Source organism: Ruegeria sp. CRTD044, from assembly GCF_059613485.1.
This window is the reverse complement of the sequence record NZ_JBXWSP010000007.1, coordinates 157,336-169,455: the sequence shown is the minus strand read 5'-3', so window position 1 is coordinate 169,455 and position 12,120 is coordinate 157,336. Positions and strand designations below refer to the sequence as shown.

Sequence of the window (12,120 nt, the reverse complement as noted above, 5' to 3'; positions counted from 1 at the left end):
GTCAGTCACTTGCGCCGTTGTGATGGATCTGTCCCAAGCCGGACAGATCGTATCCGCCCAATTCATCGGCGCGACGCCTGAATTTGTCCGTACCCAGAAAAGTCAGCAGTTTCTGCATCGGCGGATCGAAACAGGACCGCCGCCAGATGGCGAGGTCGAGACGTTCGGAATGGGTCGGAACGAAGCCCAACCCGTAGAGTCGCGCCAGGGCTCCGATGCCGAACCCCGCCTCGGCCTTGTGGTCATGCAGAGCGATTGCCAGTTCCTCTTCGGTGCGGGCACAAGTCGGCAGGGCGTCAAGATCGGCGCGGCTCAGACCGCAGCTTTCCAACTGGGCATCGAACAAGTGCTGACTGGCTGCACTGTCCTGGCGCAGCACGACACGGCGGCCCTTCAGGTCACCAAAATCGGAAATTCCCTGAACCCCAGGGGCCAGCAACAGGCCGCGCTGGCGGCTTGCGACCTCGTACAGAACCAAGGGCGCTTCACCCAGCGCATCGCGGACGGAATTGATATTGAACCCGCCCGGTTCATGGATGTGCAGTACAGCGGCTTGTGCGTCACGTCGCGCAAGGCGGTTCAGCCCGTCAAATGAACCGTCGTAATAAGTGGCCAATCCTGAGCCGCTTTCGCGAAGCGCCCAATCCAAAAGCGGATCATGGCTGCCAGCCACGATGTCGGGCAGGGGCGGTTTGACGGTGTCCGGACCGGTACGCGACGCATTGAGCCAGGCCAGTACCTCGGCCCGGGGAAAAAGAAGTTTGCCCATCGCTTTCACGCAGGGCACTTCGCCTGAAGACGCCAGATCATAGGCCTTGCGTTCGCCAATGCGCAGCAGGTCCGCCAACTCTCGTGTGGTCAGGAATTCGGACATTCAGTCTAGTCGCACCGAGGAGCCGGTCTGTGTCTCGGCGGCTGAGTGCCCGAGTTGCTTCAAAACCAGCGGTGCGCCGGCAGTAATGACGACCATTGCGGCGGCAGCTGCAAGAAAGGCTTTCATCTTATCCTCCGGCTTAGTCTGCGGGCGCTGTTGCGCTGCGCAGGAATTCAATCAGGTCGGTGCGGTCCTGCGCCTGCGCGATCCGCTGCGTCGGCATCTTCGACCCCGGAATGTAGTGGTCCGGTCCCTGATCGAAAAGAGCGTTTATCGTCTGTTCGTTCCAAACGATATCAGACCCTTGCAGCGTTTCCGAGTAGATGTAGCCGGGCAGTGTCCCGGCCTGACGCCCGAATACGCCATGCAGGGTCGGTCCGGCCCGGCGCTGATCGTCCGGCGTCAGGCTGTGGCAGATCGAGCATTTCCGGGCGAACTGCCGTTCTCCGTTTTGCATTTCTTCGGGGTCCTTCAGGAAACTCGGCTCTTGGCTGGCCATCCGTTCCTGTGATCCCAGCGCGGCCACCGGCCAGCTGTACATGGCCTGATCCAACCCGCCTGCGTGCAGGTTTTCTCCATCGGGGGAAAAGGCCAGTGCCCAGACCGGGCCGCGCAGCGTTGCCCGGAAATCCTGCGCGATCCGCCAGTCCCGTGTGTCGATGATCATGATGTAGCCCTCGCCATCGCCCACCGCCAGCAGCGACCGATCCGGGCTGAGGGCGAGCGCAAGGATCGGGCGTCGGTCCAGCGTGAAATCGTGCTCGGCCCCGGTGGTCAGGTCCAGAATGCGGGTCACGCCATCGACCGCGCCATAGGCGATCCATCCGTCTTGGGCGTTCAGGACCAGTTCGTTGATGCCGAATCCGTGCTCGACCAGCCGCGCGGTTTCCGCCCCGGTCGTCACGTCCCAGACCCGCAGGCTGCCGTCGACCCCGGCGGAATACAGCGTCCGCCCATCCGGCGCGAAGGCCACCGCATTGACGCCGCTGCCCGTTGGGCCCAGCAACTTGCGCGCACCGCCCTCGGTGGGCCAAAGGCCGATGGTCCCGTCCCAGCTGGCAGTCGCCACTAGGGTCTTTGAGGCGGCAATCCCGACAACCTTGCCCTTGTGCTGGCCAACGACCTGTCCACCGGGCCAACGGCGCAGGGTAAAGTCGTCGCCGGCCGAATAGATCGCGGTGCCGTTAAAAGCCACCGCGTTCACGGCAGCTTCGTGACCTTCCAGCCAGTCCGGCTGCTGTCCGGACCACAGTCCCACGGAATTGTCGAAACTGGCGGTAGCAATGCGCCCGTCCGGGGCTGTGGCGATGTCCATGATCGGTCCGCCATGGCCCTTGAGCGTGTAGAAATCCGCCGCCAGCGGCAGCGGCAGCAGGGCCAGCGCCAAAGCCAGCCCGCGCATCTATTCGGCAGGCGAGGCCGCGCCGTCGCTGGCCTCCTGTGCCTTTACCTCTTCCAGCCACAGCGAATGGTGCTCGCGTGCCCATTGCTCTTCGACCTCGCCGGTGCCCATGGCGTCAAACGCGCCCTCCATGCCGACCGAACCGAGGTAGATATGCGCCAGGATGATGGCGATGAAGGCATAGGCGACCATGACGTGCCAGATCTGGGCATATTGCATCTCTTCCTGCGGAGACATCTGTGTGGGCAGGTCCAGCCCCAGCAGCTGCGGCAACCCGGTCGCGTTGGCGATCGAAAACGTCTTGGCGAACATCGGAAGCTCGAATGGGAACAGCAGCGACAGACCCGACAAGCTGATCGAGACGCCCAGCAGGATGCATAGCCAGAAAATGATCTTTTGACCGGCGTTGAATTTCTTGGCCGGGGGGTGGCTGCCTTTGGTGAACAATCCGCCGCCCGCCGCCAGCCATTTCAGGTCAGTCCGGTTGGGGATGTTGTGGGCGATCCAGTTCACGGTGATGATGATCAATCCCAGCATGAAGGCCCAGGCCAGATTGTTGTGCAGCCACTTGCAGCCTTGCGCGATGGTGGCGAACCCTTCCTTGCCGAACAATGGGATCAGGAAATCTCGGCCGTAGAGAGTCAGCAGGCCGGTCAATCCAAGTATCAGGAACGAGCCGGCAAACAGCCAGTGCCCGAACCTTTCAAATCCTGAAAACCGTGTGACCGTGCGGCCCGTTTTCTCGCCGTCGATGCGTATGCGGCCGCGGATCAGGAAAAACAGAAGCAGAACGACCAGCATCCCGCCCAGAATATAGGTTCCGTATTCCCGCAGCGGACCGGTTCGAAAAGTCCACCACCACATGCCGCCGTCCTGGATCAGCACGCCGGCAGCCGGCCCCTTGGTCGACACGGTCACATCGGCTGAGCCATAGCGGATGGCGCGATACACATCACTGTCCGAAGCCACACCGCGCGTACCCAACTGACCCAGCAACCCTTCGGCATTGCCTTGCCCGGTATTCTGTGCGCGGTAGCTGTTGTCGACCTTCTCGCCGCGTTGCCGGGCCAGAATATCCTCGAGCGTCGTGGCGCCACCGGTCTGCGCGCGCGGTGCAGCGGTTGGTTCGTCTGTGCCGGTCGTGTCCTGTGCAAGCGCGCCGTGCGCGATCCCAAGTGTCAACGTCAAAGCCAGAAAAATGCGCAGCATCGGAACCTCGGTATCAATCCAAAATCGGGTGACCCACCGGGGCGGGTCACCCGTGTTGTCAGGCTGAGGTCTCAGCCGTCCTTCTGGTCGTAGGCCGTGCCCCAACCCCAGGCGCCCGAGCCGAACCCGCGCGCCACGACGCGTTCGCGGTAGATGGCCGAGACCACGTCACCGTCACCGGCGAGCAGGGCCTTGGTCGAACACATCTCGGCGCAGATGGGCAGTTTGCCCTCGGCGATCCGGTTGCGGCCGTATTTGGCGAACTCTGCGGTCGAGTGCGTTTCCTCGGGGCCGCCGGCGCAGAAGGTGCATTTGTCCATCTTGCCGCGCGATCCGAAGTTGCCGGCCTGCGGGTATTGAGGCGCGCCGAACGGGCACGCATAGAAGCAGTAGCCGCAACCGATGCACAGGTCCTTGGAATGCAGGACGACGCCTTCTTCGTTCTGATAGAAGCAGTCGACCGGGCACACCGCCATGCACGGCGCATCCGAACAATGCATACAGGCGACCGAGATCGAGCGTTCACCCGGTTTGCCGTCATTGATCGTCACCACCCGGCGGCGGTTGATGCCCCACGGGACCTCGTGTTCGTTCTTGCACGCGGTCACGCAGGCGTTGCACTCGATGCAGCGTTCAGCGTCGCAGAGAAACTTTGCTCTAGCCATTGTCGTCCTCCTTACGCTGCCCAGATCTTGCAGAGAGTCGCTTTGGTCTCCTGCATCTGGGTCACTGAATCATAGCCATAGGTCTGAGCGGTGTTGGTGCTTTCACCCAGTACGTACGGGTCGGCGCCTTTCGGGTATTTCTCCCTCAGGTCCGCGCCCTGGAAATGGCCGCCAAAGTGGAAGGGCATGAAGGCCACGCCGGCACCGACCCTTTCGGTCAGCATCGCCATCACCTTGACCTTGCCGCCCTCGGGACCTTCGACCCAGACCTGCGATCCGTCGCGAATGCCAAGGTTGTTGGCGTCACGCGGATTGATCTCGACGAACATGTCCTGCTGCAGCTCGGCCAGCCACGGGTTCGACCGTGTCTCGTCGCCGCCACCTTCATATTCGACCAGACGACCAGACGTGAGGATTATCGGGTAATCCTTTGAAAAGTCGTTCTTCTGGATCGAAGCATACAAGGTCGGAAGGCGATAGGCCTGACGATCCTCGTAGGTGGGATAGTCGGCCACCAGATCGCGCCGCGGCGTGTAGAGCGGCTCGCGGTGCAACGGGATCGGATCCGGGAAGGTCCAGACCACGGTGCGGGCCTTGGCGTTGCCGAAGGGCGCACAGCCATGCTTGATGGCCACCCGCTGGATGCCGCCTGACAGGTCGGTCTTCCAGTTGGTCTTGGGCCCGGCCACGGCGTCGATGGCCGCGCGTTCCTCGGCCGTCAGGTCGCCATCCCAGCCCAGATCCATCAGCATCTGCATCGTGAACTCGGGGTATCCGTCCTGGATTTCCGAACCCACGCTGTAGACCCCTTCGGCCAGCAGGTTATCACCGTCGCGTTCCACGCCGAAACGCGCGCGGAAGGTCAGGCCGCCCTCGGCCACCGGTTTGGACATGTCATAGAGGTTTGGCGTCCCCGGATGGCCCATCTCGGCGGTGCCCCAGCAGGGCCACGGCAAACCGTAGTATTCGCCGTCATTCGGACCGCCCACGGCCTGCAGCGTCGTTCTGTCGAACGTGTGCTGGTTGGCCATATGGCTTTTGATCCGCTCTGGCGACTGACCGGTATAGCCGATCGTCCACAGCCCCGCGTTGAACTCGCGCGTGATGCTTTCGACATTCGGGGTTTCGGGGTCCTCCATCTCGATATTGCGGAAGAGCCGGTCGGCCCAGCCGAACTTGTTGGCGAACTTGGCCATGATGACCTCGTCCGGCAGGCTTTCGAACAGCGGATCGACCACCTTGTCGCGCCACTGAAGCGAGCGGTTCGAGGCCGTGACCGAGCCACGGGTTTCGAACTGCGTACAGGCCGGCAGCAGATAGACGCCATCGGTCCGGTCATGCAGGACGGCGGAAACGGTGGGATACGGGTCGATCACGACCAGCATGTCCAGCTTTTCCATCGCCGTCTTCATTTCGACCATCCGGGTCTGCGAGTTGGGCGCGTGGCCCCACAGAACCATGGCGCGGACGTTGTTGGGCTGATCCATGTTCTCGGGATCTTCCAGAACACCGTCGATCCAGCGCGAAACCGGGATGCCCCGTTCGTTCTGCAGCGACTTGTCCTTGCCGTCCTTGTCCTTGACCATTGCGAACTGGCCAGCCAGCCACTCCGGTTCCTCGCCCCAGACGCGGGCCCAGTGACCCCATGCGCCTGCGGACAGGCCGTAATAGCCGGGCAGGGTGTGGGACAGAACGCCCAGATCGGTTGCGCCCTGCACGTTGTCATGGCCGCGGAAGATGTTGGTGCCGCCGCCAGAGGTGCCCATGTTGCCCAACGCCAGCTGCAGCACGCAATAGGCGCGCGTGTTGTTGTTGCCGTTGGTGTGCTGGGTGCCGCCCATGCACCAGATCACGGTGCCGGGACGGTTGTTAGCCAGCGTCCGCGCCACGCGCTTGAGCTGCGATCCCGGCACGCCGGTGACGCGCTCGGTCTCTTCGGGTGTCCAGTTTGCGACCTCTTCGCGGATCTGGTCCATGCCCCAAACACGGGTGCGGATGAACTCTTTGTCTTCCCAGCTGTTGTCGAAGATGTGCCACAGGATGCCCCAGATCAGCGCCACGTCGGTGCCGGGGCGGAAGCGGACATATTCGTCGGCATGGGCCGCGGTGCGCGTAAAGCGCGGATCGCAGACGATCAGCGGGGCGTTGTTTTGTTCCTTCGCCCGCAGGACGTGCAGCAGCGAGACGGGGTGCGCCTCGGCCGGGTTGCCGCCGATGATGAAGATCGCCTTGGAATTGTGGATGTCGTTGTAGCTGTTGGTCATGGCGCCGTAGCCCCATGTATTCGCAACACCCGCAACGGTGGTCGAGTGGCAGATCCGCGCCTGGTGGTCCACGTTGTTGGTGCCCCAGTAGGCCGCGAACTTGCGGAACAGATAGGCCTGTTCGTTGTTGTGCTTGGCCGAACCCAGCCAATAGACGCTGTCAGGCCCGCTTTCCTCGCGGATGCTCATCATGCCGTCGCCGATCTCGTCGATCGCCTGCTCCCAGCTGATGCGCTTCCACTCTCCGCCTTCCTTTTTCATCGGGTATTTCAGGCGGCGTTCGCCATGGGCGTGTTCACGGACCGAAGCCCCCTTGGCGCAATGGGCGCCCAGGTTGAACGGGCTGTCCCAACCGGGTTCCTGCCCGATCCAGACGCCGTTCTGCACCTCGGCAACCACGGTACAGCCGACCGAGCAATGCGTGCAGACGGATTTGATGTTCTCGACAGCCGTGTTGGCAGCGGTCTGGGCGCTGGCGGGCGACACGGTTCCACCCGTGGCGCTGATCGCGGCCAGGCCGCCGATCGTCAGGCCCGAGCCACGCAGGAACGCGCGGCGATCGACGCTCTTTTCGCCGATTTGGGACAGGATACTTGTCCGCTGGGGGCGTCTCGCAACCCCGTTGGTCTTTTTCCTAAGCATTTCCTTCCTCCCTTGCTGGCCATGTTGACCATGGCTGGCTTGGTGTTTCGAAATCGACGTCAGGGCCAATCGCAACCGTCAGCCGAGTGTGACCACGTCCGGACCTGCGCCGGGCGTCGCCGGGGCGGCCTAGAAGCGCGCGCTGTCGAAATAGGCGCGGGTATGCGCCGTGTCCTGAATGCGGGTCTCGTCCGAGGGTTGCTCGGCCGCTTCGGCCTCGGTTCCCAGGCTGGCCGCTGCAACGGCTGCCGGGGCCGCGGTGCCCGCCAGTTTCAGGAAGTCGCGGCGGCTGGCGCCGGTCTCCTTGGTCTTGCTCATGGGATCCTCCTTTCCCATTTGCGGTTCAGCGCCCGCCGGGGCGCCAGCGAATGACGGCCGCCTAGTGCGTCGTCATGCGGAAGGCTTCGCGTTCGATCTCCATGAAAACCCGGCCGGCGGTGCCGACCGAGGCATAGAGAACCGAATGTTCGGCTGCTTCCAAGTCCGAGAAAAAGTGCTCGGCCCAGGGGCCGATATGCTTGTTCCAGAACGTCTTTTGATCTTCCAACGCGGCCGGGCCGCCGAAACGGCCGACGATCATGCCGCCCATCATCTCCATCAGCGAGGCGATGTTGTCTTCGGGTTCGAACACGTTTGCCGCCCGGGTGATGCCCCGCGCCGCCATGTCGTTGCGCAGCTGCGCCAGCGGTTTCTCATTCAGGAATCCGGTCAGGTAGAAGCTGGCATAGGGCAGCAGTTCTCCGCGCCCCAGCCCGATGAACAATGCGTTGAACTCGCGCTCGGCAGCTTCGGGCTTGGTCACCTTGGCCACGCGGGCCATGGCCTGAATGGCCTGACCCAGATCGGTCTCGTCCCCCGACAGCGCAGCGATCTGGCTCAGAAGGGTCTGGTCGGGTGGCGTGGCCAGCAGCAGGCCGAGAAAGTTGTAGAAATCCGCGCGCATACGGTCCTCGGTGGAAATCTCGAACGTCTGCGGGTCGCGAATGTTCATCGGGTCATCCTTCGAATTCGAATTTCATGCGCCGCGGGGCCGGGGGGCGTTCGTCCTCATCCGGTTGGATGGCGTCTGCCACTTCGACAGGGGGCGCGGGCTCGGCTTCAGGCTCGGGCGTTTCGGTTGCTGGCTCGGCTTCGGCCTCGACCGGTTGTTCTTCGGCTTCCGTCTGCTCGGCTAGCGCCTCGATATGGCGCAACATGCCTTTGCCCACCTGGTAAGCCGTCTGCAGGTTTTCGACCACGCAGGCGGCGTCGGTGTAATCCTCGCCGTAATCGACCAGCCCGTCCACATTCGCCAGCACAGGGTTCAACCGCCACAAGCGCCGCAAGGCGCGACGGCGCAGACGGTCCGGCACGGCCTTGGCCATGAAGCCCGAAACATCGTCGCCCGCCTGCAGAAGGTCAGGGTCGGGCAGGTCAAGCTCGGCCAAGATCTCGGCGTCGGTCTTTTCTTCCAGTTCGGCCTGCCGCGCGGCGATCTCCTGCGCGGTCAGGGCCTCTTGTTCGGAATACGCTTCGGCCTGCACGGCGGCCTTGCGGCGAGACCAGAAATCCTGACGAGCGCTCATTGCACGGCCCTCCGCGGGGCGCGGTAGACATCCGAGGCCTGCCGGATGCGCGCATCGCCCTTGCCGTCTTCCATAAGATCCACCCGTTTCTTGTCGCGGCGGCGTTTGACGAACACCTCATCGTGGTGATGGGCCAGAGTGAAATCGCGCACCCAGGCAATCAGGCCTTCGGTCATCGGGATCTTTTCCACGATCTCTTCACCGGTATCGGCATAGTCCTGACCTTCATAAGGTGACGCGGTGATCAGAAACGCGTTCAGTGGGCGATCGCCTTCTGCATCGTCACGCAGGACAAGATACAGTGATGGCTGGCTGTCCGAGAGATTGGCCATATAGGCCTCGGTTTCATCGGACCAGAGTTTCAAGGGCAGGGTGGCGGCGTGGTATTCGACCGCATCGCCCTCGCGGCGCAGTTCGACCCAGTCAGCGGGCGGGGCGCCGGGCAGCACCGCAACCGCGCGCCAATTCCACCGGGCCCAGCGCGTGACCCCCGGTGTCTTGCGCACGACGACGCCAACCGGCATTTCGATCTGTTTTGCGGCCTCGGCCACTTTGATCCTCCCCGGAAAAGCTCTCCCCTGCTTTCCCTTAGGTTCACTATGGTACACAAATGGGCCACGTGCCAAGTCCGCAGCGGCCTGAAATGGTCGTGATTTGGAAAAAAGTCGTCGCAAATGGGTCGCGGCGGCGATCAACGGTCTTTGGCGGGCGACACAGAGTTTCTGACCAGAACCGGCCGCCACGCGTTGCATGGGCGGCGTTTGGGTCTAAGGTTAGGGGCAAGGGAGAGATGCGGGGGGAACATGGTCACCAAATTGGTCTTGTGCGATTGCGCCGGAAGTCAGGCCCTGGACGGGCAGGGGATATCGGCTGCCTGCGGTGCTGAATGCAGCAAGGTCCACACGGCGCTGTGCACCACCGAACTGACCGCTGCGGCCAAGCTGATGCAGTCGGATGACCAGATTGTCATCGCCTGCGGGCAAGAGGCCCAAGTGTTTCAAGAGCTGGCCGAGGAACTGGGCGTGGATCACCCCGGCTTTGTCGATCTGCGCGACCGGGCCGGCTGGTCCGATCAGGCGCGCGCGGCGATGCCCAAGATGGCCGCCCTGGCCGCCGAGGCGTTGTTGCAGCAGCCGATCACGCCCAGCGTGGATGTCATCAGCGAAGGCACCGCCTGCATCATCGGGCCGGGCGAGGTTGCCTTTGACCTGGCCCAGCGACTGTCGGACACGATGGCGGTGACGGTGGTCGTCACCGATGATGCGCAGCCTGACAGCCGAGCCTATGACGTGGTGCGCGCGCGGGTCCGGTCGGTCTCGGGTGCGCTGGGCGGGTTCACCCTGCGGTTGGATGCGTTGCAGCAGATTGATCCGGCGGGGCGCGGTGCATTTGTCTGGACCCCGCCGCGCGACGGTGCGGCGTCGGCCTGCGATGTGCTGATCGACCTGGCGGGGGGTACGCCTTTCGTGACGGCCCCCGACAAGCGCGAAGGCTATCTGCGCGCCGATCCCCGCGATGCTGTGGCGGTTGCCCGGTTGGCCTTTGACGCGGCGCAGCTGGTCGGGACATTTGAAAAGCCGCTGTATGTCCGGCTCGAAGAAACACTGTGCGCCCATTCGCGGGCCGGGCAGGTGGGCTGTTCCAACTGTCTGGACATCTGCCCCACCGGGGCCATCACCCCGGCCGGAGATCACGTGGCCATCGACCCGATGGTCTGCGCGGGCTGCGGTGAATGCGCGGCCCTGTGCCCCTCGACCGCGATCAGCTACGAGGATCCGCCGGTGGCGGCCCTGCTGGCGCGGACGCAGACCCTGGCGGCGACCTACCGTCGGGCCGGAGGGCGTGCTCCGCGCCTGTTGGTGCATGATTCCCACGGGGCCGAGATGATCCGGCTGGCCGCGCGGTTCGGGCGCGGGCTGCCTGCCGATGTGATTCCGCTGGAACTGGGTGTGGTGTCCGGCTTTGGACATGCCGAGATGCTGGCTGCCTTGGCTCATGGCTTTGCCCGGGTCGACATCCTGCTGGCCCCGACGACCGAGCGGGATGCGTTGGAGCGCGAACTGCCGTTGGCGCTGGCCATCGCCGGAGCGGACGTTGTTGGAGTGATCGACAAAGTCGATCCCGATGCGCTGGCCGATCTGCTCTATGCGCAGGACGTTCCGCAGCCACTGACCCAGCCGGTTCTGCCGCTGGGCAACCGGCGCCAGATTACGCGGCTGGCGGCGCAGGCGCTGCGCCCCGATGCGTCTCAGCCGCTGCCTTTGCCGGAACACGCGCCCTATGGCGCGGTTGTGGTGGACACCGAGGCCTGCACCCTGTGCCTGAGCTGCGTGTCGCTGTGCCCGTCAGGCGCATTGATCGACAACCCCGACATGCCACAGCTGAACTTTCAGCAGGATGCCTGCCTGCAATGTGGGCTGTGCAAGACCATCTGTCCCGAAAGCGCGATCACCCTAGTGCCCGAACTGGACCTGAGCGACCGCGCGCTGTCGCCGCGCGTCCTGAACGAAGAAGAGCCCTTTGCCTGCATCGAATGCGGTGCTCTGTTCGGGGTGAAATCGACGGTCGAGCGGATCATGGAGAAGCTGGCCGGCAGCCACCCGATGTTTGCCACGTCCGAGCAGGCGAAGATGATCCAGATGTGTGACGATTGCCGTGTGCAGGCGCAGTTCCACAGCGAGGATAATCCGTTTACCTCAAAGCCCAAGCCCAAGGTCGTTACCACCGATGACTACTTCAGCAAGCGCAAAGATCACTGAATCTTGAGCGGCGCCCCCAGATCGGCCGCGCGGATGACCGAGACATACGCCAGGATCGCCTCAAGCTCGTCTTGCGTCAGCATCAGCGGGTGAATGGGCGGGGGGCGTTCGGGGTCGAAAGGCGCAGTGATCCCTTCGATCTGGGTAAAGGACGGATGTGGGTTCAAGGCGAAGAACGCCTGGAACCGGTTCGACCAGTCCGGCATCGCGCGCAGTACGGCGAAGGACGGAGTAGAGCCCAACCCGTTCATTCGGTTCTGCGGACCAATCACGTGACAGCGCCCGCAATGGGTCAGCGACAGCTTTTCGCCCAGCAAGGCGTCGCCTTCGATTGCGTCGGACACAGGCGCAGCGACCGTTTCGAAACTGGCCGAGAACGGGCCGCCCTCGGTCGGTGCAAAGCTTTCGACGGTGCGCTTGCCCACGTCGGACATCAGCCAATCCTGAAAACGGGCCTGCCGCGTCTCGTCCTGAATGCGCAGGTGATAGATGTCGCCGCCGCGCTGAAACACCGGCTGCCCCGGTGGCCCGACCGTGAGAACCATCGCGCCCGCATCATCCGCGACAATGCGGATTCCGGTCTTGAGCGAGAAGCGCGGAAGAATATGTTTCAAAAGACCCGAGCGTGCGACATCTTCCGGCGCGGCCAGACCAATCTCCTCCTGCGACCAAGAGGGGCTGGCGAAGAGCGTCAGGCTCAGGCACAAAAGAACAAAGCGCATGGCCCAGCCTAACGGTGA

The 12,120-nt window shown here is 63.5% G+C and carries 12 protein-coding genes; 1 reads left to right on the top strand and 11 read right to left on the bottom strand.

Annotated features, from left to right (window positions below):
• Position 1 precedes the first annotated feature (1 nt).
• The 10 genes from AC2FNL_RS08550 to AC2FNL_RS08505 form a co-directional block, all read right to left on the bottom strand.
• Positions 2 to 874, bottom strand: a complete 873-nt coding sequence (locus AC2FNL_RS08550) for a substrate-binding domain-containing protein (protein ID WP_496833122.1) — start codon at positions 872 to 874, stop codon at positions 2 to 4.
• Positions 875 to 1,000 carry a hypothetical protein gene (locus tag AC2FNL_RS08545; RefSeq protein WP_254920111.1) on the bottom strand — a complete coding sequence of 42 codons (126 nt, stop codon included), beginning with the start codon at positions 998 to 1,000 and terminating at the stop codon, positions 875 to 877.
• A 13-nt stretch (positions 1,001 to 1,013) separates the two neighbouring features.
• Positions 1,014 to 2,276: a c-type cytochrome gene (locus AC2FNL_RS08540; protein WP_496833120.1), complete on the bottom strand. Its 1,263-nt coding sequence runs from the start codon at positions 2,274 to 2,276 to the stop codon at positions 1,014 to 1,016.
• The gene (locus AC2FNL_RS08535) at positions 2,277 to 3,485 is read right to left on the bottom strand and encodes a formate dehydrogenase subunit gamma (RefSeq protein WP_496833118.1); all 1,209 of its coding nucleotides are present in this window, start codon (positions 3,483 to 3,485) and stop codon (positions 2,277 to 2,279) included.
• 71 nt (positions 3,486 to 3,556) lie between these two features.
• Positions 3,557 to 4,150, bottom strand: a complete 594-nt coding sequence (fdh3B, locus tag AC2FNL_RS08530; RefSeq protein ID WP_005983764.1) for a formate dehydrogenase FDH3 subunit beta — start codon at positions 4,148 to 4,150, stop codon at positions 3,557 to 3,559.
• A gap of 11 nt (positions 4,151 to 4,161) precedes the next feature.
• Positions 4,162 to 7,056, bottom strand: a complete 2,895-nt coding sequence (locus AC2FNL_RS08525; protein ID WP_093961816.1) for a formate dehydrogenase subunit alpha — start codon at positions 7,054 to 7,056, stop codon at positions 4,162 to 4,164.
• 129 nt (positions 7,057 to 7,185) lie between these two features.
• Positions 7,186 to 7,374, bottom strand: coding sequence for a twin-arginine translocation signal domain-containing protein (locus tag AC2FNL_RS08520; RefSeq protein ID WP_005983760.1), 189 nt, complete (start codon positions 7,372 to 7,374; stop codon positions 7,186 to 7,188).
• A 61-nt stretch (positions 7,375 to 7,435) separates the two neighbouring features.
• Entirely contained in the window at positions 7,436 to 8,047 is a 612-nt protein-coding gene (locus AC2FNL_RS08515) for a TorD/DmsD family molecular chaperone (protein WP_496833116.1), read from the bottom strand.
• 4 nt (positions 8,048 to 8,051) lie between these two features.
• Positions 8,052 to 8,621: a DUF3306 domain-containing protein gene (locus tag AC2FNL_RS08510; protein ID WP_496833115.1), complete on the bottom strand. Its 570-nt coding sequence runs from the start codon at positions 8,619 to 8,621 to the stop codon at positions 8,052 to 8,054.
• Positions 8,618 to 9,172, bottom strand: coding sequence for a DUF3305 domain-containing protein (locus AC2FNL_RS08505; protein ID WP_480726714.1), 555 nt, complete (start codon positions 9,170 to 9,172; stop codon positions 8,618 to 8,620). Before AC2FNL_RS08505 ends, AC2FNL_RS08510 begins: the two co-directional genes overlap by 4 nt.
• Before the next feature lie 252 nt (positions 9,173 to 9,424).
• Here AC2FNL_RS08505 and AC2FNL_RS08500 point away from each other — a divergent pair, with 252 nt between their 5' ends.
• The gene (locus tag AC2FNL_RS08500; RefSeq protein ID WP_496833114.1) at positions 9,425 to 11,380 is read left to right on the top strand and encodes a 4Fe-4S binding protein; all 1,956 of its coding nucleotides are present in this window, start codon (positions 9,425 to 9,427) and stop codon (positions 11,378 to 11,380) included.
• Here the strand turns inward: AC2FNL_RS08500 and AC2FNL_RS08495 are convergent.
• On the bottom strand, positions 11,374 to 12,102 hold the full coding sequence (locus AC2FNL_RS08495; RefSeq protein ID WP_496833112.1) for a c-type cytochrome: 729 nt from the start codon (positions 12,100 to 12,102) through the stop codon (positions 11,374 to 11,376). The genes AC2FNL_RS08500 and AC2FNL_RS08495 overlap by 7 nt on opposite strands.
• Between the last annotated feature and the right edge of the window lie 18 nt (positions 12,103 to 12,120).